General features: G+C 38.0%; 25 protein-coding genes. 14 read left to right on the top strand and 11 right to left on the bottom strand.

Annotation, left to right across the window (positions count from 1 at the left end; all coding sequences use genetic code 11):
* The first annotated feature begins 20 nt into the window (after window positions 1-20).
* From ACB089_RS16730 to ACB089_RS16710, 5 genes are all read left to right on the top strand, one after another.
* Window positions 21-587: an AAA family ATPase gene (locus ACB089_RS16730; protein WP_374967405.1), complete on the top strand. Its 567-nt coding sequence runs from the start codon at window positions 21-23 to the stop codon at window positions 585-587.
* Between the two features lie 110 nt (window positions 588-697).
* Window positions 698-1150 carry an NUDIX domain-containing protein gene (locus ACB089_RS16725; protein ID WP_374967404.1) on the top strand — a complete coding sequence of 151 codons (453 nt, stop codon included), beginning with the start codon at window positions 698-700 and terminating at the stop codon, window positions 1148-1150.
* Between the two features lie 276 nt (window positions 1151-1426).
* Window positions 1427-2251: a MerR family transcriptional regulator gene (locus ACB089_RS16720; protein ID WP_374967403.1), complete on the top strand. Its 825-nt coding sequence runs from the start codon at window positions 1427-1429 to the stop codon at window positions 2249-2251.
* A gap of 24 nt (window positions 2252-2275) precedes the next feature.
* Window positions 2276-3277, top strand: coding sequence for a serine hydrolase domain-containing protein (locus tag ACB089_RS16715; protein WP_374967402.1), 1002 nt, complete (start codon window positions 2276-2278; stop codon window positions 3275-3277).
* A gap of 95 nt (window positions 3278-3372) precedes the next feature.
* Complete coding sequence (locus ACB089_RS16710; RefSeq protein WP_374967401.1) at window positions 3373-4869, top strand: carboxypeptidase M32; 1497 nt, start codon at window positions 3373-3375, stop codon at window positions 4867-4869.
* A gap of 58 nt (window positions 4870-4927) precedes the next feature.
* Here ACB089_RS16710 and ACB089_RS16705 read toward each other — a convergent pair whose 3' ends face one another.
* The 4 genes from ACB089_RS16705 to ACB089_RS16690 all read right to left on the bottom strand — a co-directional run bounded on the left by ACB089_RS16705 (window position 4928) and on the right by ACB089_RS16690 (window position 8031).
* A complete protein-coding gene (locus tag ACB089_RS16705; RefSeq protein ID WP_374967400.1) occupies window positions 4928-6589 on the bottom strand; it encodes a b(o/a)3-type cytochrome-c oxidase subunit 1 in 1662 nt (553 codons plus the stop codon).
* The gene (locus ACB089_RS16700) at window positions 6576-7067 is read right to left on the bottom strand and encodes a cytochrome B5 (RefSeq protein WP_368637369.1); all 492 of its coding nucleotides are present in this window, start codon (window positions 7065-7067) and stop codon (window positions 6576-6578) included. The genes ACB089_RS16705 and ACB089_RS16700 overlap by 14 nt, the downstream gene beginning before the upstream one ends.
* A gap of 24 nt (window positions 7068-7091) precedes the next feature.
* Window positions 7092-7214, bottom strand: coding sequence for a hypothetical protein (locus tag ACB089_RS16695; RefSeq protein ID WP_263297538.1), 123 nt, complete (start codon window positions 7212-7214; stop codon window positions 7092-7094).
* A gap of 361 nt (window positions 7215-7575) precedes the next feature.
* On the bottom strand, window positions 7576-8031 hold the full coding sequence (locus ACB089_RS16690; RefSeq protein ID WP_368637495.1) for a chemotaxis protein CheX: 456 nt from the start codon (window positions 8029-8031) through the stop codon (window positions 7576-7578).
* A 623-nt stretch (window positions 8032-8654) separates the two neighbouring features.
* Here ACB089_RS16690 and ACB089_RS16685 point away from each other — a divergent pair.
* Window positions 8655-9269, top strand: coding sequence for a pyroglutamyl-peptidase I (locus ACB089_RS16685; RefSeq protein ID WP_374967399.1), 615 nt, complete (start codon window positions 8655-8657; stop codon window positions 9267-9269).
* Between the two features lie 274 nt (window positions 9270-9543).
* Here the strand turns inward: ACB089_RS16685 and ACB089_RS16680 are convergent, their stop codons facing one another.
* Together ACB089_RS16680 and ACB089_RS16675 are read right to left on the bottom strand one after the other, a co-directional pair.
* Window positions 9544-9864: a DUF4183 domain-containing protein gene (locus ACB089_RS16680; protein ID WP_374967398.1), complete on the bottom strand. Its 321-nt coding sequence runs from the start codon at window positions 9862-9864 to the stop codon at window positions 9544-9546.
* Window positions 9865-9900: 36 nt separating this feature from the next.
* On the bottom strand, window positions 9901-10326 hold the full coding sequence (locus ACB089_RS16675) for a DUF4183 domain-containing protein (protein ID WP_374967397.1): 426 nt from the start codon (window positions 10324-10326) through the stop codon (window positions 9901-9903).
* A gap of 434 nt (window positions 10327-10760) precedes the next feature.
* Here ACB089_RS16675 and ACB089_RS16670 point away from each other — a divergent pair, with 434 nt between their 5' ends.
* Genes ACB089_RS16670 through ACB089_RS16660 form a run of 3 tightly spaced genes read left to right on the top strand, consistent with a single transcriptional unit; the run spans window position 10761 to window position 15349 of the window.
* The gene (locus tag ACB089_RS16670; protein WP_375122114.1) at window positions 10761-10883 is read left to right on the top strand and encodes a hypothetical protein; all 123 of its coding nucleotides are present in this window, start codon (window positions 10761-10763) and stop codon (window positions 10881-10883) included.
* 34 nt (window positions 10884-10917) lie between these two features.
* The gene (locus ACB089_RS16665) at window positions 10918-14529 is read left to right on the top strand and encodes a dynamin family protein (protein ID WP_374967396.1); all 3612 of its coding nucleotides are present in this window, start codon (window positions 10918-10920) and stop codon (window positions 14527-14529) included.
* 10 nt (window positions 14530-14539) lie between these two features.
* Window positions 14540-15349, top strand: a complete 810-nt coding sequence (locus ACB089_RS16660) for a sulfurtransferase (protein ID WP_374967395.1) — start codon at window positions 14540-14542, stop codon at window positions 15347-15349.
* Between the two features lie 151 nt (window positions 15350-15500).
* On the opposite strand, the gene ACB089_RS16655 is transcribed toward ACB089_RS16660, so the two are convergent.
* On the bottom strand, window positions 15501-15731 hold the full coding sequence (locus ACB089_RS16655; protein WP_374967394.1) for a hypothetical protein: 231 nt from the start codon (window positions 15729-15731) through the stop codon (window positions 15501-15503).
* 15 nt (window positions 15732-15746) lie between these two features.
* Window positions 15747-16190, bottom strand: coding sequence for a hypothetical protein (locus ACB089_RS16650; protein ID WP_374967393.1), 444 nt, complete (start codon window positions 16188-16190; stop codon window positions 15747-15749).
* A 129-nt stretch (window positions 16191-16319) separates the two neighbouring features.
* Between ACB089_RS16650 and ACB089_RS16645 the strand changes: the two genes are divergently transcribed.
* The 3 genes from ACB089_RS16645 to ACB089_RS16635 all read left to right on the top strand — a co-directional run bounded on the left by ACB089_RS16645 (window position 16320) and on the right by ACB089_RS16635 (window position 20657).
* Window positions 16320-17150, top strand: coding sequence for an MBL fold metallo-hydrolase (locus ACB089_RS16645; RefSeq protein WP_374967392.1), 831 nt, complete (start codon window positions 16320-16322; stop codon window positions 17148-17150).
* A 565-nt stretch (window positions 17151-17715) separates the two neighbouring features.
* Window positions 17716-18978 (top strand): group II intron reverse transcriptase/maturase, encoded by a 1263-nt coding sequence (ltrA, locus tag ACB089_RS16640; protein WP_374963429.1) that lies wholly within the window; start codon window positions 17716-17718, stop codon window positions 18976-18978.
* A 476-nt stretch (window positions 18979-19454) separates the two neighbouring features.
* On the top strand, window positions 19455-20657 hold the full coding sequence (locus ACB089_RS16635; protein WP_368637379.1) for an NADP-dependent malic enzyme: 1203 nt from the start codon (window positions 19455-19457) through the stop codon (window positions 20655-20657).
* Between the two features lie 56 nt (window positions 20658-20713).
* Here ACB089_RS16635 and ACB089_RS16630 read toward each other — a convergent pair whose 3' ends face one another.
* The 3 genes from ACB089_RS16630 to gdhA form a co-directional block, all read right to left on the bottom strand.
* Entirely contained in the window at window positions 20714-21364 is a 651-nt protein-coding gene (locus ACB089_RS16630) for a Yip1 family protein (RefSeq protein ID WP_374967391.1), read from the bottom strand.
* A gap of 286 nt (window positions 21365-21650) precedes the next feature.
* Window positions 21651-22337, bottom strand: a complete 687-nt coding sequence (locus ACB089_RS16625; protein WP_374967390.1) for a phosphoribosylaminoimidazolesuccinocarboxamide synthase — start codon at window positions 22335-22337, stop codon at window positions 21651-21653.
* Between the two features lie 185 nt (window positions 22338-22522).
* The gene (gene gdhA, locus ACB089_RS16620) at window positions 22523-23896 is read right to left on the bottom strand and encodes an NADP-specific glutamate dehydrogenase (protein ID WP_374967389.1); all 1374 of its coding nucleotides are present in this window, start codon (window positions 23894-23896) and stop codon (window positions 22523-22525) included.
* Between the two features lie 187 nt (window positions 23897-24083).
* Between gdhA and ACB089_RS16615 the strand changes: the two genes are divergently transcribed.
* On the top strand, window positions 24084-24557 hold the full coding sequence (locus ACB089_RS16615; protein WP_068982714.1) for a YaiI/YqxD family protein: 474 nt from the start codon (window positions 24084-24086) through the stop codon (window positions 24555-24557).
* Window positions 24547-25887: a D-serine ammonia-lyase gene (locus ACB089_RS16610; protein WP_374967388.1), complete on the top strand. Its 1341-nt coding sequence runs from the start codon at window positions 24547-24549 to the stop codon at window positions 25885-25887. The genes ACB089_RS16615 and ACB089_RS16610 overlap by 11 nt, the downstream gene beginning before the upstream one ends.
* The last annotated feature ends 62 nt before the right edge of the window (window positions 25888-25949 follow it).

Raw genomic sequence — 25949 nt, 5'->3', positions numbered from 1 at the left:
TTAGGAATGGAGTTGAAATGATGAAAAGGTTAGTAATTATTACAGTAGGCAAAACCCATAGTGGAAAAACTACATTCGCAAGAGCTTTAGAAAAAGTGTTAAATAACTCTTTTGTTATGGACCAAGATAACCAAGCAGAATTTATAAACACTTATTATAAGAACTTACAACCAAAACGGGGGCCAAATACTCTTAAACATGCTCTCTCAAAGCTAATTGTCGATTATGCCAAAGAAAACACTGATTTCAATCTTATTATTTGCAACTCAAATCGAAGTCGAAATGGACGTTTGTATTTGCTTGAAGAGTTGTTTAACAAAAATGAGTTTGTTCGTATCTTGGTTCATTTTGATATTCCTGACGATGTTCTTCAAATAAGAGTTACTCAAAGTAAAAGAAGTACAAATATATTTAGGGGCCCTTTTTCTAATTTTGAGGAAGTTCTTTTGAGGCAACAAGTTGAATCTCAAAAGGAAGATGTAACAGGTCCAGAAGAAGGAGAAGCAGACCATTTATTTGTTATTAAAGACAATGCAGAAGTTAATTCAGTTATTCAAAAAATTGTTCATATTGCTGAAAGTTATTAAATTAACGAGAGCGATTATTCAATTAGGAAATTGCTTCTTGTGCAATCGCAACAGGTTCGTTCAATATTAGTTGAGGTATAATGAATTAATTTAATGGTGGAGATGATTTAGTGTTTAAATATAATGTATGTTTTTTGAAAAGTAATGACCGAATCTTAATGCTGAATCGTGAAAAGCCACCGATTATGGGGGTGTGGAACGGGGTTGGCGGTAAATATGAAGCAGGAGAAACAGCTGATGAGGGTGCAATACGTGAAGTATTTGAGGAAACAGGTATCAAAGTAACCAAATATTACTCAAAAGGTGTAATTACATGGGATAAAAGTGATGGGGAAAAAGATGGGATATATGTGTACTTATTCGAAGTAGATGCGACATTAGGGGATGAATCCATACAAAAAACAAGAGAAGGGATTCTCGATTGGAAACAAATAGATTGGATAATGAACCCGAATAATTTAGGGGTTGCTGAAATGGTATGTCAGTACTTACCTGTTCTGTTAGAAAAAGATAATAATTATTTATTTGAGTACAAAGACGGTATAGTAAAGCTTATAGTGTAAGAAGTAACATATAAAAATTTATTTACAAAGAAGTTAATCTGCCACATTCAAATAAGAGCATGTTTTGATCAATCTTTTTCAGAACATGCTCTTTAAATTTTCTCTTATATCAAGGTTAGTATCATTAATTGAATCAAATTTTATTACAAAGCTACAGTTTCCATTAATTACGTCAATCCATTTAAAAGTGTAAAGATTGTTGATTGACTTTGCCCTTAGGGGAAGGTGTATAAATGAATTGAAGCAAAGTATCAAATCAATGCGTGGGGTGATTTTGTGTTATCGATTGGGGAATTCTCGAAGATATGTGGTGTATCTACAAAAACACTTCGATATTACGATGAAATTGGATTAATTAACCCAGATGAGATAAATATAGAAAATGGTTATAGATATTATTCTATTAAGCAATTAAAAAGGATGCTCTTTATAAATCGACTAAAATCCTATCAATTTTCACTTGAAGATATTAGGGCCATTATAGAAATGGAAGAACATCAAGGAGAAGAAAAGCTCTTTTTAATGCTCCGTCAGAAGAAAAGAGAAATGCAGGAAAAAATAAAGGCTTATGAAAATACGTTGAAACAAATGAGCGAAGATATTTTATGTTTAGAGAAAGGTACTTCCATTATGTCTTACCTTGAAAATATTCAAGTGCAGCTTGTTGAAACAAAGCCAATGAATATCCTTTATAAGCGCCAGATGATGAGTAGCGATGACTATGCATCGGGATATGGCAATTATTTTAGTGAAATATATCAAAAGATTGCGACGGAGAAGCTCACATTACTTGGTAAGCCGATGACGATTTACCACAGCCCTGAATTTAATCCTGCTGGCAATGATACTGAGTTTGCCATCCCAATAGCCGAGGCTGTCAAAGGAACGAGAGATTTACCCGGAGGACTTTGTGCTAAATCAATTTTAGAAGGAGCTTATCCAGAATTATCATCAGTCTATGCTAATTTAATTGAGTGGACTGAAAAAGAGGGGTATGAATTGATACTGCCACCCTATGAAATATACATAACAGATCCAAATCAAGCAAATGTTCCTGAAAATTATGTAACTGAGGTATATTTTCCTGTAAAGAAGAAATGACAAAACCAACATTGGGAGGTTCCTATGCAAACAACAATCAATTGGCAAATGGTAGAATCGAAGAACGTAAAGATGGACAGTAATAAGCTATCCGAGCTAGAGCAGACGATAACAAGTGAGTATAGCAATATAAATGGCATTGTTATTGTCAGAAATGGTTGTTTAGCTTATGAAAAATATTTTCATGGCAAAGGTCGTGAAGACACTCATCATGTAGCATCTATAACAAAAAGTGTCCTATCTGCACTTATTGGTATTGCAATTGCTAAAGGTTATATTAAAAGCGTTGAACAGAAAGTGTTGGATTTTTTCCCTGAATATATTTTAGATGCTAAAAAACATGACATTACTTTACGTCATCTTCTTACGATGACGGTACCATATCCTTTTGAGGACTGGCATGAACCATTAGATATACTTTGTCAGCAACAGGACTGGGTACAGTATACGCTAGATATTATGGGGGAAAAGGGGAATATGGGCACGTTTAAGTATTCCACAGCAGGGGCTCATTTACTGTCAGCCATTCTTACTCGGAGTACAGGCAAGAGTGCTCGTGCGTTCGCAAATGAACATTTATTTTCACCGCTTGGCATGAAAGAAATTCCTGACTATCGAATGGATGCATATGGGTTTGATGATTTATTCGGGAAAAACGTAAAAGGGTGGGTTCATGATCCAAACGGTAACTCGACAGGTGGATGGGGGCTAACTTTAACTACTCGTGATATGGCACGGTTTGGCTACCTCTATTTAAACAATGGCGTTTGGGGTAATAACGAGGTTCTTCCAGAGAGATGGATTCGTGAATCAACAGAGTTGAACGATAATCATTACGGTTATTTATGGTGGCTACGACAAGAAGATGGATTTTTTACATATGCAGCAATAGGGGATGGAGGCAATATGATTTGTTGTATGCCGAAAATGAATATGGTTGTAGCAATTTCATCAGAATTTATGATGAATCCACGCGATAGATGGTTATTAATTAAAGAGCATATTATTCCTGCGGTAATAGATTAAATTTTCTTACCATTTATACAAAGGAAGTTCGTCCATAATATACAAAATATTCGAAAATATGATAAAATAGTAGCGTGAAAAAGGAGGATGATAGTATGACTGTACAACAATTTACAGACTATGTGAAAAAAATGCAGCACTATGAAGAAGCGCTCAATGTGATTTATTGGGATATGCGCACTGGTGCACCTAAGAAGGGATTAGCACAACGCGCAGAGGTAGTTGGAACATTATCCGCCTCCTTGTTTGAGATGCAAACTAGTGAAGAATTAGGGGAGTTATTAACTGTTCTAGAGGCACAAAAGGCAGAACTCGATTATGTTACGCAGCGTTTAGTGGAAGAAGTACGCAAAAATTACGATCAAAATAAAAAAATTCCTGCTGATGAATATAAGGAATACGTTATTCTACAATCAAAAGCAGAAACAGCTTGGGAAGAGGCAAAAGCAACTAATAATTACGCTTCATTCCTACCTTATTTAGAGGACATCATAAGCCGGCAGAAGAAATTTATTCAATATTGGGGTATTAAAAACGGTTCACCATACAATACATTATTAGATTTATATGAACCGGATATGACGACAGATGTTTTAGACCAAGTATTCGGTGAATTACGTGAAACAATTGTTACTCTTGTGCAAAAAATCACAGCGTCACCAAATACACCAGATACAAGCATGTTATTTAAGCATTTCCCGCGAGAGTCACAGCGTGCATTATCATTAGAAATGTTAGCGCAACTAGGCTATGACTTTGAGGCAGGTCGCTTGGATGAAAGTGTGCATCCATTTATGATTGGGTTGAATCATGGAGATAATCGTATTACAACGAAATATGATGAAAATGATTTCCGTTCAGCAATTTTTGGCACAATTCATGAGTGTGGACATGCTATGTATGAACAAAACATCGATGCTAAGCTTGGTGGTTTACCATTAGCAACAGGTACATCCATGGGTATCCATGAATCGCAATCTTTATTTTATGAAAACTTTGTTGGTAGGAACGAAAAGTTCTGGGAGCATAACTATGAGCGCCTTCAAAAGTATTCACCTGCACAGTTTGGAGATATAGCATTAGCTGATTTCCTTCGAGCAATTAATATGGTAGAGCCTTCTTTTATTCGTATTGAAGCGGATGAGTTAACATATCCACTACATATTATGATTCGTTATGAAATTGAACGTGACCTATTCAATGGTGATCTTCAAGCAAAGGATCTTCCGCAAGTATGGAATGATAAGTACGAAGAATATTTAGGTATTCGTCCTGAAACAGATGCAATAGGCGTATTACAAGATATGCATTGGTCAGGAGGCATGTTTGGTTATTTCCCATCCTATGCTTTAGGCATGATTTATGCTGCGCAATGGAAGCATGCCATGGATAAAGATATTCCAAACTTTGATGAGCTGTTAGAAAAGGGTGAGCTTCTGCCAATTCGGGAATGGTTAACAGATAAAGTCCATCAATATGGTGCACTGAAAAAGCCTTTCGAATTACTACAGGAGGCGACAGGGGAAAGCTTAAATGCTAAATATTTAGCAAACTATTTACAAGAAAAGTATACGAAGCTGTATCAACTCTAAAAGAAAAAGCGATTTCTCAACAACAGAGAAATCGCTTTTTTGAAGATGCTAAAGATTGTTACCAAAGTTGATAGCCTTTAGAGCCAGGTGGGGAATTAGCAATGATATCGAAAATTGGGATCGTATAGGCAAATAAAATTAAGGCTACTAAAATCACAAGCCATACTTTAAAGTTTTCTAAGATGGCCGGTGTCGTTCCGCCATTTTCATGTACTTCACCAACTGGGAATTCCTCTTCGCCTTTTGGCGCAAACCAAGCTAATTTCACCACAATATAAATAATGACTAAGATGGCGATGAATAGGATCGTGCCACCAACTGCTTGCGCAATTTGATAAGGAATCCAATCATAAGCTTGTTGAGCACCACCATACTCAGAGTAATCAGAACGGCGAGGTGCACCGAATAGACCAGCAATATGCATAGCGGAGGACATAATTGTCATACCAGTTGCCCATAAAATACCAGCAAAATTACCGAGATTGTTTAAAGATTTAGTTAGTGTACGACCTGTTAAATGTGGAATTAACCAAAATGCCGCACTGAAATAAGTTAATACGACGGCTGTTGCAATTGTTAAATGGAAATGACCTGTCACCCAAATGGTATTATGGATTAATTGATTCATTTGGTAAGAGGCATTGACGATACCACCTGCACCACCAGGAATAAATGCGACCATACCGATAAATGGTACGAAGAAACGAGCATCTTTCCATGGTAATTTTTTAAACCAACCGAAAAGCCCTTTACCACCTAATTCACGACCTCGTAATTCAAACATTGAAAACATCGAGAAGGCGGTCATTAAGGATGGCACGATTACAGCAAATGTTAAAACAACTTGAATGAATTTCCATGTGCTAGAAATACCAGGCTCTGTTAATTGGTGATGGATCCCAACCGGTACAGAGAAAATTAAGAATAGCATAAACGAAAGTCTTGCTAAAGAATCAGAGAAAATTTTTCCGCCAATAACCTTTGGAATAACAACATACCAAATCATATAAGCTGGTAATAACCAGAAGTACACAAGAGCATGACCGAAATACCAGAATAATGTACGTGATAATGCTACGTCAACACGTTCGATGAAGCCTAAAGACCATGGGAGTAGCTGGAATAGAACAGAAACAGCTACGCCTAGAGTTGCTACGAACCACATGAGATTGTTGACAACAACCATAAATGATAGTAATGGGCTTCGTTGTCCGCTTCCTTTGTTTTCTTTCCGCCACTGTGCATATCGTAAAATTTGACCTGCGCCGCCAACCCAAGAACCGACAACGACTAATGTAAGGCCTAAATAGAAAATCCAGTGAGCTTTCAGTGGTGCATAGAACGTATATAAAACAGTTGCTTTGTTAAGTAAAACCATTGTTGAGGCAGCTGCTGTACCAATTGTCATTAACCAGAAGCCGATCCAGCCAAGACGACGTTGACTAGCTGTAAATGTCCCCGACGTACGGCTAACACTAGCAATTTGGAAACCATAAATAAAGAACGTTGTTAAAATAAGTCCGAGTAAAACACCGTGTACGGTTAAAATTTGATAGTAACCAATGCCTGCTGGTAATGTGAATTGACCAGAGCGTACGAAAACTTGTAATAAACCTGCAAGACCTCCTAATAACAATGCGATGAATGCCACGTAAATATGTGCCATTGCAAGCTTCGCATCACGATGATCCACCTTTGTCAAATTATTATTTAGACTCATTTGGATCCACCACCTTTAGCATAGAGTGCATCATCGTATGTCCTGTACCACAGTATTCATTACATACAATTAAAAACTCGCCTACTTTATTTACTTCTGTTACATATTCAGAAATATAACCAGGTTCAAGCATCATATTAATATTTGTACCTGCAACCTCAAAACCGTGCATCACATCTTCACTAGTTGCGATAAATTTCACCTTCGCGCCAAGCGGAACTTCAATTTCAGGTGGGTTGTAATAAAATGCGGATGCTAAAACAACAACTTCATAATCCCAATCTTTACCTTCGACTTTATGAACACCGGGATTATCGAAAGGTGGAAATTCTTTTACTTTCTCATAATCTAGTGTTTTTTTACCAATGTTCGGATGTGAACCTTGATGAAATGCACCGATGCCTAGAATGATCAGGAATGCTACTAAAGTAGTAACTCCAAACACAAGCCAATATTTCTCATACTTATGTAAGTGCATAAGTCTCTGTCCCTTCTTAGTAGATTAAAAACGTTCGATGAACAAATTGAAGCAGTACACCCAAAGCAAGATGATCATGATGCCTACTCCAAATACCGCATAGAGTGAACCTTTTAAATTCTCATCAGGTTTTTTTTTATTTGCCATTTTTGCTCCTCCTACGCTTTTATTGTGGTCTTTCTAATTGACATGATATATAAATAAATTTTCTTTCGATGTGAAAAAAATCACACATATTAGCGAATTATGTGAAGAAAATGTGAAATATTGAGGAGGGGAATTAAAAAAGCCACCTCAATAGTCATTGAGGTGGCATGAATTAAAGTTGAAATTGGAGTAATTTTATTAAAATCTCTTATTTTTCTAGAAATTTTACTATTAGTTAATTTGGCTCAAGGCTTATGATGTAGCCTCTACTAATTAATGCGAATGATAATGCGTATTCATAGATGCAAATTGCAGTACATAGGATATATTATTTGGAAGAGTTCGATATCCTATCGTTCTATTATCCTTCTTCAATCGTCAATAGAACTGTCAGTGCACCAATGTTTGGAATTGTAACAGGGAGTACGAATGCCTTATCGAAGCCATATAGTTTTGTGTTACCAACCATTACTGTTGGCGGTGTGATATCAATTTCTAAGTTTTCTTGTCCTACGGTTGTACATAAATTACCTGCAATCATATTTCCAAACTCACCGGTGAAAGATTCTAGCATTTCTCCTTCAAGAGGCATGCCAAACATAGTATTGCCGATGCCACTAAATACTTCAGGCGAAGAATCGATGATTACACGGCCTTTTAAATCTCCTATTAAGCCAATTAAAACACCCATTTGCTGTTGTTGAAAGGGTTCTGAAATTATATTTGGCGTTTTCACTTCAATATCCACAGGGAGGATCGATTTTAAAGCGTGAATTGTCCCGTTTAAAATAGTTTGAAAGTACTTCGAATTACTCATCATTACCGCATCCTTTTTCCGACTTTTCTACATCTTACCATGATAAATAGGTAAGATGAAAGTATGTCTTGACGAATTACTGGGAAATTTATATTATATTAATGAGAATGATTTTCAAATTCAATAAATGGACGCTTACGTCTACATAAAAATAATTCTTTAGTCCAAATTTTTTATAAAAAAGGAGCGGTCGGCTATGACATTCGTATTTATTGGAGCAACAGTAGCTATCTATATAGGAGTAGGAAAATACGTCATGAAACAGGCTACTGCACATTTAAAATAAGCAAACTAGGCATGTTGATTAGGGAACTATAGGTTTATTGTTGGCTTATTAAAGTTTTTTCTATTTTGCTTATGTATATGCTGATTGTAGCGGAAGCTAGCGGTTCTAATATAGTAAAAATGGGCAATAATACGTGTAAATAACGACCATTTTCATACAGGTAGAGCATGACCCGAGTAATTTTTGGGTTATGCTTTTTTATTAATTTTGAACCTATCGTTGCAATGAAGTGCGAAAAAAAGTTGTTTGTTTTTTCTGAAATTTATTTTAAAATTAAATAAATCCTTACGGTTAGGAAACAATGAAAAAATGTTCAATAGAAAATTAGGTGAAGAAAATGACAAAAATATTATTAACAGGGTTTGTACCATTTCTTGAATATAAAATTAATCCAACAATGCAAATTGTAGAAAATTTAAATGGAGAGAAGATGGGTGGCTATGAAATTGTAGGAAGGGTTTTGTCTGTAGATTTTCAGCAATCTGCTCAGCAGCTGAAACAATATATTGCTGAGATAAAGCCGCAAATTATTATTTCATTAGGATTAGCTGGAGGACGTTTTAAAATAACGCCAGAGCGAATTGCGATTAATGTTAAAGATGGTGAAGCAGATAATAATGGTTATACACCAGTAGATGAGCGTATTTATGATGGCGGTGTAGACGCCTATATAACGAATTTACCGATCAGAAATATGGTGAATCGATTATGCAAAGAAGGGTATCCAGCGGAAATTTCAAATACGGCAGGTACCTATTTATGTAATAATATTATGTATGAAGGGTTAGCTTACGCAAAGCAATTTAAAGGGGTCCGTGCTGGATTTATACATATTCCTGCGTCATTTGATTTGGCGATTCAGCATGGAAAAATACCGGGATGGAATATTCAAGATTTAATAACTTGTATTAGACTTTGCATCGAGGAGACAATTCACGTAACAAATGATTGATTTGCCTCATACGATGTTGATTAACCAACACACAATTCGTTTTGCATTTAATGAAGAAAATCAAAATTTCCGGGCAAATAATATGTATACACGGAGAAGACTCATATGCATTGGACGATTAAATCGTCAAGCGATATAAGTAGTATGGATGGATGCCCTAAAATGTAGGGCATCCACTTTTAATTATAGGAAGGTATCTTATTGGAAAGTAGTGTCTCTATACGATTGTAGTATTCGATTACATATACATCCCAACCCAATGTATTCAAGAACACTAAATTGTAGTCACTAACTCTACAGCTTCAATAACGATTGGTGTTCCAGCGGAGATAGCGCCTGTAACAGTATGAAACGTTAATTGTGTAGCAGAAACTGTATAGGATGCACCTTCTTGAAGCACACCATTTATATATAAATTATAGTAACCATTTGTTACGATTGGAAAAGTAGTTGCAGCATTACCGCTATCAGTTAAGAAGGTAGTAGCAGCAACCGTTGTACCATCCGTGATCGTTAAGGGTGTAGCTAAAACATTGAAAAATCTTGTCGAAGTAGCTGAAACATTTACATGGATATTAATAATGGAAAGCGCCACTTATTTTCACCCCCTTTCAAAGCGATGATTCTTATCTTATTTTGTAGAAAATCCTAATGATTCTATAATAATGGGTGTTCCTCTATAAATTGTTGAATTATAAGAATTCAAGGTTAGGGAGGTTGTAGTTATGGTATATATCCCACCCTCCTGCATAACACCATTGATATAAAGATTGACGTAGCCATTTGGATTGAAAATTGAAAATTCGGTTATTGAATTCCCATTGTCATGGAAAAATAGGTTAGCTGGTAGAGTTGCCCCATTAGTCAAATCAATGTCTGATGTAACAATATAGAAATATCTATTGACTGTTGGAATAATTTTTCCATTAGGCACAATGACTGGGGGAGGGGCTACCGTAGGAAGGGTGCTAACTTTTATACGGGGCCATATAAAACGATCTTCACAATCACATGCCCCTTGTCGCTCGATTTTTCGGTGTTTCCTATAATTCACCATATTTTTATCACTCCATTTATTTATTGTTACCCCCATAGCTTTGTTGCTTAACTTTCATTGTTATTAGTGATGCAATCGCTCATCAAACATTTTTTTAACCTTATTTATCCTCACCTTAAAATATGAAGAAAATTATTTGCTTCTTAGATATGCATCCTTTATGAAATAGAAATTAGTAGTTTTTTTAGAAGTATCATGCTTTCTTACAACACCGTGTGTACAAATATTACGTCTGAAACCCTGATATATATGCTTTTGAAAGTAAATTAGTGTTATACTTTGCTTGTCGAATAAGGTAGAATACTAATTATGACTATCTTCATTCAGAGAAACTACCACCTCTGAAATGGTAAGATGAATGCGGTTATAGTTCCTTTCCAAACATTACTGAATGAAGATCAAGCCTCTGGCGGATGTCGCGGATTTTTAAAGGAGTGAATTGTGCTTGCACAATTCAAAATCCGGACACATTGTTTATCTGCGCGAAAGCGAAGCGACAGCGGCAAATGTATTCTGTAGCGAAAGCGCAGCGACAGCTACAATTACGCCAAGGTTAAATTGATTAATATGAATAAAGGGGTTACTGGTTTTATGAATGATTTTGAACAACAGTTGGAGGGGCTTTTAAAGCAAGCCGCGTTACAATACATAATTTATCAGCATAATGATGATACAGAGCGTATGGATAAGACATCACTTTTTGCACGTAAAATACAGCAAAAAGAATATGTTATTGGCTTTGCAGGTCATTTCTCTGCTGGTAAGTCGAGTATGATTAATGCATTATCAGGTGAAGACTTACTTGCGTCAAGTCCAATTCCAACGAGTGCCAATATCGTAAAAGTCCATAAATCAGATGAAGACTTTGCGATTGTCTATATGCACAATGAAAAACCTGTGAAATTTGAAGCAGGCTATGATTTTAAAACGGTAAAAGAGCTAAGTAAAAATGGGGATCTCGTGTCACAAATTGAAATTGGACATAGCACATCGACATTACCACTAGGCGTCACTGTAATGGATACGCCAGGTGTCGATTCAACAGATGATGCACACCGTATGTCAACTGAGTCAGCACTTCATATTGCTGATATCGTATTTTATACAATGGACTACAATCACGTGCAATCGGAATTGAATTTCCAATTTACTAAGCAATTAATGAAGTACAATCCAAACGTTTATTTAATCGTTAACATGATTGATAAGCATAAAGAAAATGAATTAAGTTTTGAGGAATTTAAAGCAACGGTTCACAATTCTTTTGCGGCTTGGGGAGTAGTACCAAAAGGCGTATTTTTCACTTCCTTAAGAGAGCCTGAACACCCTTATAACGATTTTGAGGTCGTAAAGAAAATCGTTATGGATAGTATGAATGATTGGCAGGATCAGCTTGTACAGACTGCATCAAATACATTGCGTTTATTACAAAGTGAGCATGACAATTATTTAACGGAAGAAAGACAGGATCGTTTAGATATCGATGAAGAAGTATTAAGTGCCGATGACTGGGCACACCATAAAGATATTTTAGAACAGTACAATAAATTAAATCGTCAAGTTGAATTGTTCTCAGTAGAGGCATGGAATGAAACGTTTGAAGAGCAACGTAAAGAACTACTTGCGAATGCAGCGATTATGCCTGCAGATTTACGCGATAAATTACGTCTGTTTTTAGAAAGTCAGCAAGAAGGCTTCAAGGTGGGAGGCTTATTTACCGCCAAGAAAAAAACAGAGGAAGAGCGTAAGCGCCGCAAAGAAGACGTCTATAGCACTTATCAAAACGTGGTGCATGCACAGATTACGGGACATTTAAAAGGGTTGATGAAAAAGGTAATAAAGGATGTTGGTGCGTTAAATGAAGAACGTGCTACAGCTATTGATGCCTACGCCTTTGAATTACCATTTTCACTTATTGAGCAGCATGTACAAGTTGGTGCAATTTTAACGGGAGATGCTGTGTTAAACTTTGCTAATCGTGTGGCAGAGGCGACTAAGCGCTACTATATCCAGGAAACAGATAATTGGAAGGATGCGCAAGCAACAACATTACAGGCGGTAGCAACAGAAACAGCTGCTCCATCTAAATTAAAAATGGCAGGGATGCAAGCGAAAGTTGATGCTATTCAGGCAGTGCTTGAAATTGAGGGTTACCAGCATTATAGTGCAAGCATTATGCATCAGGCGAGTATTGAAATTCGTAAGCTGGCAAATCAACAGCTTTCAAACTGGGACAATGCCTTTAAGAAAGATTTAGCAGATATTCGATTATTTGATGAATCGATGTTAAAGCCAAAAGAGGAAGCGTTACAGCAAGAAGAGGCACAGCAAGCAGTTAGTGCAACAAGTCTTCCTATTGAAGGTGTAGTTAAGCGTGCACTTCATACGGCAAATGCGGTAAAAGATGTACAAGGCTTTGCGGAAGTAGCAACTTACTTAGAAAATAAAGTAGAACGATTACAGAAAAAGGATTTCACAATCGCGCTGTTCGGTGCATTTAGTGCAGGGAAATCTTCATTCTCTAATGCGTTAATGGGTGCTAAAGTTTTACCTGTATCACCAAACCCTACAACAGCGGCTATTAATAAAATTCGTCCTGTGACACCAGAGCATCCGCATGAAACAGCAGATGTACTGTTAAAAACAGCTGACCAAATGCTAGAGGATATTCAAGCTTCTTACGCGGCAGTTGGTTTATCCGTTTCTTCTCTAGAAGAAGCGTTTAATCGTGCCGATGAAGGACTTGCGGTGCAGCTAACGGACGAACGCTTAAATGTGCATAAATCATTTATTCGTGCATATAAAGAAGGATTCCCAACATTTAAGTCTGAGCTTGGGAAAGTATTACGTGTTAATCGTGAAGAGTTCGAAAAATTTGTTGCACAAGAAAATAAATCATGCTTTGTTGATAATATTGATTTCTATTATGATAGTCCGTTAACACGCATGGGTGTGACACTTGTTGACACACCAGGAGCAGATTCTATTAATGCGCGTCATACAGGTGTTGCGTTTGAATATATTCGTAATGCTGATGCAATCTTGTTTATTACTTATTATAATCATGCTTTTGCTAAAGCTGACCGTGAGTTTTTAATCCAGCTAGGACGTGTGAAGGATGCCTTCGAACTTGATAAGATGTTCTTTATCGTCAATGCGATTGATTTAGCAACAACGGAAGAAGAACAGGAAGATGTAAAAGGCTATGTACGTTCAGAACTACAACGCTTTGGCATTCGCTTCCCTCGACTTTACGGTGTGTCGAGCTTAATGGCTTTAAAAGAAAAAGTAGAGGGTGCTGATTTAACATCAGGTATGCCACCTTTCGAAGATGCCTTCCACACGTTCTTAAATGATGAATTAAGTGCATTGGCTGTGCAGGCACTTGCAGAGGAAGTCGATAAAACTGAACAACGTTTAGGTGATTTGATTGCACAGACAGAAGAGAACTTAAAGCGTAAAGACGAGCGTTTAGAGGAATTAACAACACTAGAACAGCATATTAAATCGAAGTTCAATACGCTCAATACAAGTATGCTAGAAAGTGAAACGAAGCAAGAGCTTGATGAATTACTGTATTATGTCCTTCAACGCGTGTATTATCGTTACCCAGAGTTCTTTAAGGAAGGCTACAATCCGTCAACATTTGCAGCAATGCCAGCTCAGCAAGCTTTAGAGCATGCATTAAAGGAAGTAATGCAAAGCTTACGATTTGATTTTACGCAAGAAATGCGAGTAACAAACTTCCGTTTATCACAGTTTATAAGTAAGAAGATGCAACTGCGCTTTAAAGATGAAGTACGTGAGCTTAAAGAATTAAACCGCAGCTTCTCATTTTTAGCGTTTGAACCTTCTGAGCCAGATTTACTTGATTTTGAAGGACCATTTGCAGATATCGCGAAATATGCAGGGGTGAAATCACACTTCCGCAATCCGAAGGCATTCTTTGAAAAGAATGAAAAAGTGAAGCTAAGTGAGGCGCTTGAGGTATTAACGAAGCCAGATGCACAAAACTACTTAGATGCACAGAAAATATCTCTCATGACATGGGCCATTACTTTTATTGCTGAGGAAGCAGAGAAATTACGTCTGTATATTTACCATCAGGCACTTGAACAAATTGCCACAGAAAGACTTGCACTTCAAGAAGAAAGTCGTTTAGCTTCTTGGAAAGCTATTTACACTCAATTACAATACGTGTGAGGTGATTCACTTGGGAAAAGTATTCAAATTAGTTGAGGAAATTCAATTAGACGGAGCCCGTTTCGTAGATGCTCGCTTTGATTTACAAGACAAAGAAGCAGGTAAAAAAGCATTTGAAGAAGGGCATGCACCAGGAGCAATTTATGTTGATTTAGAGCAAGAGCTGTCAGATATGGAGTCCAACAATGGTCGTCATCCAATGCCAAACAAGGAAAAGCTAGGGGCCGTATTTCAAGGATTAGGGTTACGCTATGAAGACCAAATTGTTGTTTACGATCAAGGAGCTGCACCATTTGCACCACGTGCTTGGTGGATGCTGACGTATGCAGGCTTTCCAAATGTAGTGATTGTGAATGGCGGTGCACCCGCTCTTGAGGAAAAGGTATCGTTCACAAAAGATATTATTAAATACCCACCAACTACGATTGAATTTACTTGGCAAGATGAATTGTATGCTCCACGTCAAGCGGTAAAAGCCATTGTAGATGGAGAGGTGAATGCGACGTTGTTAGATGCGCGTGCCGCAGTTCGCTACCGTGGTGAAATAGAGCCTCTTGATAAGGTAGCTGGGCATATTCCAACGGCGAAAAACTTTGACTGGGAGCAATTAAAATCCGATGGTCAATTGCAAGCCAATGATGCGTTACGTAGCAAAGTTGCACGCGACGAGCACGTAGTTGTTTATTGTGGCAGCGGTGTTACAGCATCACCGTTGTATGCAGTGCTAGCAGATGAAGGTTATGAAAATATTCAACTGTATGTAGGCAGCTTTAGTGACTGGATTACAGAATATGATGTAGAAAAAGGTACAAATGAATAATTGATTGAAGACGAAACGCTCACTTCGGTGGGCGTTTTTTGTTTTTATTGGAGTGGAAAGGGGAGTAAGAGCCAAGGTGACGGATAGAAATTAGAGCGACGGAAAGAAAAGCAAGAGCGATGGAAAGAAGAGTCAAGGTGACGGATAGAAATCAGAGCGACGGAAAGAAAAGCCGAAGCGACGGAAAGAAAGGCAAGAGCGATGGAAAGAAGAGCCAAGGTGACGGATAGAAATCAGAGCGACGGAAAGAAAAGCCGAAGCGACGGAAAGAAAGGCAAGAGTGGCGGAAAGAAGAGCCAAGGTGACGGATAGAAATTAGAGCGACGGAAAGAAAAGCCGAAGCGACGGAAAGAAAGGCAAGAGTGACGGAAAGAAGAGCCAAGGTGACGGATAGAAATTAGAGCGACGGAAAGAAAAGCCGAAGCGACGGAAAGAAAGGCAAGAGTGGCGGAAAGAAGAGCCAAGGTGACGGATAGAAATCAGAGCGACGGAAAGAAAAGCCGAAGCGACGGAAAGAAAGACAAGAGTGACGGATAGAAAGGCAAGAGTGGCGGAAAGAAGAGCCAAGGTGACGGATAGAAATCAGAGCGACGGAAAGAAAGGCAAGAGTGGCGGAAAGAAGAGCCAAGGTGACGGATAGAATCGTCAAAGCGACGGATAGAAATCCAAAGTCGTGGATAGCACCGCCCAAATCGTGGATAGAACCGTCAAAATGATGGATAGACCCACCAAAATCGTGGATAGCACGCCAGAGCGAGCAATTATGAAACAATATATGTGGATTGTACCCTCTGCTACAGCAAGATGGACTTTTTTTAATGATTGTAAAATACGATGCCATGGTCTCTCTATTAATACTGAGAGTTTTAATGGTAATCATCAATCGATGCGAATTGTTATGTACTCTTAAAATGACTGACTATTCATTTTGTGCTACACTCTTTTTACAAAGGACAAAGGGGGAGAAAGGATGTTTAAACGAGAGAAAAGTATAGAAATTCAACGAAATCGAGATGTGCAATGTTCACATGGTAAAGTTGCGGTTGAGGGTTTTGGATTGAGTGTTTATTGCTTTTTTGTCGATGGGTTATTAATTGATACAGGTTCTTACTCACTGACACAGGAGTTCCAATCCTTTTTTAACGAGATACCGATTGAACAAGTGGCACTGACACATTCCCATGAGGATCATGCAGGAAATGCAGCATGGATTCAACAGCAAAGGGATGTACCAATCTTTGTTCATCGTGATTCGGTTAGCATTTGTGCGGAGAATGGAGACTATCCAATTTATCGACAGGCATTATGGGGAGAACGACCGGCTTTTGTAGCGCAACCATTTGGCGATACATTGCAAACGAATTCAGCAACATGGGACGTTATTGCAACACCGGGACACACAACAGATCATGTATCATTTTACAATCGTGAAACAGGTGCTATGTTTACAGGCGATTTGTATATACAGACGAAAACGAAGGTTGTCCTTGATGAAGAAAATATCGTACATACCTTGGCGTCTTTAAAGAAAATATTAAACTATGATTTTGAGGAAGTGTATTGCTGTCATGCAGGCTATATAGCGGATGGTCGAGCAAAAATACAAGAAAAAATTGCTTATTTAGAAGACATGGAGGGTAATGTCAAGCAATTATTTAATAAAGGTTATTCAATAGAAGAAATCACAAAAGCAATCTTTGTTCGTGATTATCCGATTACTAAAGTATCAAGGGAACAGTGGTCTTCCAAACATATTATCACCGCTTTTATCAATCAATTTAGGCAAGAGTCCTTTATATAAGGGCTCTTTTTTGTGTGCGCCCGGCATGCGTATGAACTATAGGGTGCAAGTCCCGAACCTCGAAGACAGAAGTAGAGGTTAGCCAAGAGCAAGGGTGTCCGTGGCGACGCGGAATCTGAAGGAAGCTGGAGGCAAAACACCGGTCCGAGGAACACAAATCTCATATAAGGCTAGGTATGATTGGATGAGTGTGCACAACAACACAAAGTCCTTTCTGTCGAAGGTCATATCGAGTAAATGAGGCGGATAGATGGTGTGAAAGTGCATACGCTTACCCGGGGAGGTCTGATGGAAACGTAAAGTACACTTTGTAACCTACTTAGCGATAGGTAGCTGAACCATCAGAAGTCAGCAGAGGTCATAGTACCATTCACTTCTAGAATGAATGGAAAGGACCGAACAATTCGGAGAGAATAGCCCTTGGCATGCAGTTTTCTATGATAAACACAGAAAATCCAGAAGGACCGACTTAATGGAGGTAATGGTGAATCCCATGAGGGACATTGAGCGGGTGCAGTAGAAACTGTTATAAGAAGACAAGCTATTCACGGAGGAGTCGAACGAGATGTTAATGAATCAAATTTTATCACGAGAGAATCTGCTTCTCGCACTCAAACGGGTGGAACGAAACAAAGGGAGTCATGGAGTAGACAAAATGCCCGTAAAATTCCTACGACAGCATGTAGTCGAAAACTGGCTAACGATTAAGAAGCAAATTCTTGAGGGAACCTACCAACCACAACCAGTTCGCAGAATCGAAATCCCGAAACCTGACGGCGGTGTGCGACTATTAGGAATCCCAACCGTGACAGACCGACTCATTCAACAGGCAATTGCCCAAGTGCTATCCAACCTATACGACCCGAACTTCTCGAATCATAGTTACGGATTTCGACCAAAACGAAGTGCTCACGATGCAATCCGAGAAGCCAAAGGCTATATAAAAGAAGGATATCGCTGGGTAGTAGATATGGACTTAGAGAAATTCTTCGACAAAGTAAACCATGACCGTCTAATGAGTACATTAGCGAAGAAAATTTCTGATAAACCTCTACTCAAGCTGATTCGTAGATACTTGCAATCGGGTGTCATGATAAATGGTGTCGTTTATGATACAGATGAAGGAACACCCCAAGGGGGTCCACTGAGTCCACTTCTCTCAAACATTGTGCTGGATGAATTAGACAAAGAATTAGAGAAACGTGGTCATAAATTTGTCCGTTACGCCGATGACTGCAATATTTATGTGAAAACAAAACGAGCAGGAGAACGAGTGATGGCAAGTATCAAAACCTTTATTGAGAAGACGCTGCGATTGAAAATAAATGAGAAGAAATCCGCAGTGGCTCGTCCTTGGCAACGTAAATTCCTAGGATTTAGCTTTACCTCCCGCAAAGAACCACAAGTTCGAATTGCGAAAGAGAGCATAAAGCGAATGAAGAACAAAATTCGGGAATTAACAGCTAGAAAGAAGCCATTTCCAATGGAGTACCGAATTCAACAATTGAATCAATACTTAATTGGGTGGTGTGGCTACTTTTCATTAGCGGATACGAAATCAATATTTGAATCACTGGATGGATGGATTAGAAGAAGACTTCGCATGTGTTTATGGAAGAATTGGAAGAAGCCTCGTACGAAAGTGCGCAACCTTATTCGCTTAGGAGTTCCAGACTGGAAGGCTTACGAATGGGGCAATACTCGCAAGAGTTACTGGCGTATTTCGAAAAGTCCAATATTACACAGAACCCTTGGTAACTCTTATTGGAGTAACCAAGGGCTCAAAAGTCTGCAAGCTCGTTATGAAATCTTGCGTTATTCATCTTAATTGAACCGCCGTATACGGATCCGTACGTACGGTGGTTGGAGAGGTCGGGAGTTAGTCACTCCCTCCTACTCGATTGGTTAGAATGAAATCTCAAAGGAAAAAGAATACTTTTGCAAGAATAATAAAAAACTTTGTGAAAAAATGTGAAGAAAATGTGACGAAACTAGATGTAATAATGGATGCGCTTACATTAGTTTGTGAAAAATTTCTCATTTACATAAGAAAAATACTATGTGAAAAGTTGAACAGGCTGAATGGCGATATGTGTACATTTTTTCAGATGGAAACCAATTAATTAATTATATTGAAATAATTGATTGTGAAAGTAATAACAAGATGAAAAAGTGGTATTATCGATAGTAAATGCCTTTATTTCTAACGAAAAATAAAATTGACAGAAAATTCGTTGACTTTACTTTCACAAAGTATTATGATTCTAAAATATATAATAATTCATAAGAAAAGGATGGGATTGAATGGATGTTATGAAAAAGGCTTTAGAAATGCACGAGCATTATTGTGGAAAATTAGAGGTGATTTCAAAGGTACCTGTGCAAGATTCCTATGATCTAAGTCTTGCATATTCTCCAGGGGTAGCTGCACCTTGTATAGAGATTGAAAGAAATCCATCGCTTGTTTACGACTATACTATGAAAGGAAATATGGTGGCAGTTGTTTCAGATGGTACTGCGGTATTAGGTTTAGGAGATATCGGTCCGAAGGCAGCATTACCAGTAATGGAGGGGAAGGCGATTTTATTAAAGCGTTTTGCCAATGTTGATGCTTTTCCTATTTGTTTAGATACGAAGAATACGGATGAAATCGTCAGCATTGTGAAGGCGCTTGCTCCAACTTTTGGTGCTGTAAATTTAGAAGATATTTCAGCACCAAGATGCTTTGAAATTGAAGATCGTCTCCGCCAAGAATGTGATATTCCTGTGTTCCATGATGATCAGCATGGAACGGCGATTGTCGTAGGTGCAGGGATGATTAATGCTAATCGTATTGTAAAAAAAGATGTGGCAACAATGAAGGTTGTCATTAACGGCGCAGGCGCAGCGGGGATTGCAATTTTACGTATTCTTGTGCAAATGGGTTATAAAAATATTTATATGTGTGATACAAAAGGCCTTATTTATGAAGGGCGTGCTGAAGGGATGAATCCAATTAAAGAAACGGTGGCCCATTTAACAAATCCAGAAAAATTGCATGGAACATTAGAGGATGCCCTAATGGGTGCTGATGTCTTTATCGGTGTATCTGTTGCAAATTTATTAACAGAAGCGCATATTGCTTCTATGAATGAAGATCCAGTCGTGTTTGCACTAGCAAATCCAAATCCAGAAATTACGTATGAAAATGCTAAAGCGTGGGGTGTACGTGTAATGGGAACGGGACGCTCAGATTATCCAAACCAAATAAACAATGTGCTTGCTTTCCCTGGTATTTTCCGTGGGACATTGGATGTGCGAGCAACGGATATTAATGAAGCCATGAAGTTAGCCGCAGTTGAAGCGATTGCATCCCTTGTAAGTGACGAGGAATTAACAGAGGAATATATCGTGCCTAAATCATTAGATGAGCGGGTAGTTGCAATTGTTTCACGTGCTGTAAGTGGTGCTGCTGTTGAGTCAGGTGTATCAGAACTATTCCAACAAAATACAGTACTTTCAGTTTAACAATTGCTCAAATTAAATGAAAATCTCCCACTCTGTTCATCAGAGGGGAGATTTTTTTACATCATACTAATGCCGATTATGCCGAACATAAGAATGATAAAGAAAACAAAGAAAATAATAAACAGAATAATAGAAGGGATAATAACAGTCAATATTGCTTTCCAAATTTCAAATTGATGAGCTTCTGCCACAACACCTACTGTGATAACTAATGACCAGATTGCTAGAACAAAGCTAACAAAACCAGTTATTAATAATAACCAAGGTATTGTTTCAATAGAGCTAGTGTTCATTAACGTTTCAGGTGATGTAATCAACCAAATTAAGTAAAGTGGTATAAGAACGATGAATGGTATAGCAGTTAAACTTAAAGCTTTAAATAAATCAGAGAATGTACTAGTCCCGTTGAAAATCTTACCAAACAGCCATAATATTAGCGTTGAGAAACCTGTGCCTATAATCCCTACAATTGGTGCAAATATCACACAAAGTAGTGCCATAAACCAAGGAGAAAAATCAGCTATAATTTTTTGATCAATAAGCCCTGATAACGAAGAACCGATATAGCCAATTGACATAATAAGAATCGCAAATCCAATTGATTTTTCATCAATCATATAACGTGCAGTTTGTTTAGGGTGTATCCAAGCCGATAGAAATGGATTTAGTTTTGTCCTCGCCTGTGGTGTGTCATTATAGTTTTCCATTAAACTACCTCCAAAAGAATAGAAAATTGCATTATGCGTATAGTTAGTATACGGCTATGCTAATGAAAAGTTTCGAAAAAAATTATTTTTTTTTATTAAAAAAGGGTACTCAAACATTAAAAGTCAATCATTCTGTCAGGTGTGTTGATTAAACATTTGTATCCATTCAAGAACCCTTATTTCCGCCAAGGGCTACAAGTAAACCTGTCTTTTGTTGGAGCATTAAAATAGCCCTGTTAATAGTAGATTAACAAGGCTAATTTTGAATTTCATGAATGTATTATTTTTATTCAGCAAGCATAATTTTTTCTAGTTCTAAAGGCTCGATATATTGTTCGCCTTTGTAAGCACGCATATTTCCGCCAGAAATTTCATCTATTAATAAAATTTCATTTGTTTTAGCATCGCGGCCAAATTCTAATTTGATGTCGTACAGTGTTAATCCTTTTTTTGCAAGCTCGGCAGCAACAAATTTAGCAATTTCAATTGTACGTTGCTTTAAAATTGCATACTCTTCGTGTGATAACAGGTTTAACATTGCTAATGCATCTTCAGAAATAGGAGGATCTAGGCGATCGTCATCTTTGATGGTAACTTCTACGAAAGAATCTAAATCTTGTCCTTCTTTTACGTAAGCACCATAGCGACGAAGGAAAGAGCCAACTGCTTTGAAGCGGCAAATAACCTCTAAGCCTTTTCCGAAAACTGTAGCAGGTTTTACTGTCATTGTTGCATTGTTAAAGTTTGCATCAACATAGTGAGTAGGAACACCTTGATCGTTTAGTTTTGAGTAGAAATAAGAAGTTAAGCGAAGTCCAGCAAGTCCTGCACCATCGATTGTTAAGCCTACAGTGTTAGCACCAGGGTCGAATACGCCGTTTTCACCAGTTACATCATCTTTGAATTTTAATAAGTAGTGACCATCTTCTAATTTGAACACATTTTTCGTTTTACCTGTATACAATAATTCCACAAAAAACCCTCCAATATTTCATAGTACTCCATTATTATAACACGAATATTTTAAATGTTTAATAATAAAATTGTTCGTTTTAGGAGCTATTTTTGTGTATATTAACTTTCTTTATACTAAAAAAATAAGATGATAACGAATATTCGCTATCATCTTAGGTGGGGTTGAATGGAAAAAGAATGTGATTAATATACGCCTTCAGCTAGCATACCATCTGCTACTTTTACGAAGCCGGCAATGTTCGCGCCTACTACTAGGTTCCCAGGGTAACCGTATTTTTCAGCAGCAGCTTTACTGTCCGCGTAAATATCTTTCATAATTTGATGTAATTTAGCATCTACTTTTTCAAATGACCAGAATACACGGCTAGAATCTTGTGCCATTTCAAGAGCAGATACAGCAACACCGCCCGCGTTAGCTGCTTTGGCAGGTCCGAATAAAACGCCAGCGTCTAAGAATTCGTTAATTGCTTCAAGATCAGATGGCATGTTAGCTCCTTCACCAATCGCTTTTACACCATTAGAAATTAATGTGCGAGCTGATTCACCGTTAATTTCGTTTTGAGTAGCACATGGAAGCGCGAGATCACAAGGAATAGTCCAAATACCTGTGCAACCTTCTGTAAATGTTGCATCTGGACGATAGTTTACGTAAGTTGAAATACGATCGCCTTTTACTTCTTTAATTTCTTTAATTGCGTCAAGATCTAAACCATCTGGATCGTAAACGTAGCCTGAAGAGTCGGAGCAAGCAACAACTTTTGCACCGTAAGCTTGTGCTTTTTCAATTGCATATATTGAAACGTTACCAGAGCCAGAAACTACAACTGTTTTACCTTCGAATGAATCATTGGCATCTTTTAGCATTTCGTTTACAAAGTATACTGTGCCATAACCTGTTGCCTCTTTACGAGCCAAAGAACCGCCATATCCAGGAGTTTTACCAGTTAATACACCAGATTCGCTTGCATGTGTTAAACGCTTGTATTGACCCCATAAATAGCCTACTTCTCGAGCTCCAACTCCGATATCACCTGCAGGAACATCGACATCTGGACCAATATGGCGGTATAATTCAGTCATGAATGCTTGACAGAAGCGCATGATTTCAGAGTTTGATTTACCTTTAGGATCGAAGTTTGAGCCACCTTTACCACCACCGATTGGTTGGCCTGTTAAAGCATTTTTAAAGATTTGTTCAAAGCCTAAGAATTTGATAATAGATTCGTTAACGGAAGGGTGGAAGCGAAGACCACCTTTATATGGTCCCATTACATTGCTGTATTGTACACGATAACCACGGTTTACTTGAACTTGGTTGTGATCATCTTGCCAAGCAACACGGAAGGAAATGATGCGGTCTGGCTCAACGATACGAGATAAGATATTAGCTTTAATATATTCAGGGTGTTGTACAAATACAGGCACTAATGAAATGAAAATTTCTTCAGCAGCTTGTAAGAACTCCGCTTGATGACTGTTCTGTTGTTTTAATTGCTCGAATACGCCATCTACGTATTCTTTTGCTAATTGTTCGTTGCTAACAGTTGTAATTGTCATAGTAAAAAACCTCCAGTTAGTTGATAGTTGTATCGTATATCTATTTTTCAAACTATTCAATAAAATACTTTTTGCAAAGACCTTGAGTTTGTGAAAAAATGAGCAAGGGATGTTGGGGATTTATTATATTTAAATAATAACTGACTGCTTGATTGATCTAATTATGAGAAAGGAATGATGCTTTATTGTGAAGGTTTTAATTGACGCTGATGCCTGTCCAGTAGTGGATTTAGCGCTATCTATATCATCTGAGTTTGAGATGGAAACAATCTTGTTTTGCGATACATCTCACCGTATTGAACGTGATAATGTAATAACAATTATGGTTCCGAAAGGACCAGATTCGGTTGATTTCACGCTAGTGAATGCGCTTTCAAAACATGATATTGTCATTACACAGGATTACGGTTTAGCAGCAATGGTTTTAGCAAGAGGGGGCTATCCGATTGATCAAAATGGACGAGAAATGTCCGATGAAAATATCGAACGTTTGCTCGATATGCGCCATGTTGGACAGAAGATTAGACGTGCTGGTGGACGTACGAGGGGACCTAAAAAACGAACGCAAGAAAACAATATTTCGTTCGAATTGAAATTTCGACAAATTTGTGAACGAGCAATTTCAGCCCAAAAAATGGAGGCATCTGAAGATGAAAAATAAACTAAAACACGAACTATTAAATCAATTTCCGAGACTAAATGAGTTAGCAAATAAAGATACTGTACTTTGGGAGAATACGAATTGGCGAAAAAAGGCGAGCACAAATCTTTTTTCAATGGAGGAAGTCGGGGAGGCAGAAGAGACACTTAAACGTTTTTCTTCCTATTTAAGTGTAGCATTTCCAGAACTTTTGGAAAGTAAAGGACTCATTGAATCATCAATTCAAGAAATACCATTGATCAAGAAAGCACTTGAGAAGGAATTTGATCTTCTAATACCAGGTCAATTTATCTTAAAATGCGATCATGCTTTGCCAATCTCAGGCTCCATTAAAGCTCGTGGTGGTATTTTTGAAGTATTAAGACATGCAGAACGGCTTGCGATTGCTAGTGGAAAGCTAACAATAGAGGATAATTACGCGGTGTTGGCCACAGAGGATTTTCAAACGTTCTTCCAGCAGTACACAATTGCCGTAGGTTCTACTGGTAATTTAGGACTAAGTATCGGCATTATGGGCAAAAAACTCGGCTTTAATGTCGTTGTACATATGTCGAGTGACGCAAAAGAGTGGAAGAAAGCATTACTACGAGAAAAAGGTGCGACAGTTATTGAATATGAGGCCGATTATAGCGTGGCTGTTGAACAAGGTCGCCGAGAGGCTGAACAAGATCCTATGTGTCATTTCATTGATGATGAGAATTCGAAAGACTTATTTGCAGGCTATGCGGTAGCAGCAAAGCGTTTAAAATCACAATTTGAAAAGACGAACATTACAGTGGATAATGCGCATCCATTGTTCGTTTATTTACCGTGTGGTGTAGGAGGGGGACCGGGTGGGGTTGCGTACGGCATCCGTGAAATTTTTGGAGAACACGCTCATATTTTCTTCGCTGAACCAGTAGCATCCCCTTGTATGACAATGGGCTTGATGACAGGCTTACATGATGAAATCAGCGTAGAAGACATCGGCTTAGACAATAAAACGGAGGCAGATGGTCTAGCTGTAGGTCGTGCTTCAAAATTCGTAGGAAAAGTGATGGATACGTATATTAGTGGCTGTTATACAGTGAAAGATGAAGAATTGTTTACGTCACTTGGCTTGGCTATGGAAGTTGATGAATTATTTTTAGAGCCATCTGCACATGCAGGGATGTTCGGACCCATTCAGTTAATGAAAAATGGACAAAATTATTTAGAAAAGCATGATTTAGTTGATAAGATGGAGCAAGCTACCCATCTTGTATGGGCAACAGGTGGCAGTATGGTGCCGGAGGAAATGCGTGAGGAATACATGGCAAAGGTAGTGCGAGTAGGAAGAATTAATGACTAAGGTAGTTAGTTAATAAGAAAACGCAAGAATGCAATCGGAATCAACATTCTTGCGTTTATTAC

It is taken from the genome of Lysinibacillus sp. RS10 (assembly GCF_041956855.1).
Lineage (GTDB): Bacteria > Bacillota > Bacilli > Bacillales_A > Planococcaceae > Lysinibacillus > Lysinibacillus xylanilyticus_A.
This window is presented reverse-complemented; position numbering and strand designations above follow the sequence as displayed.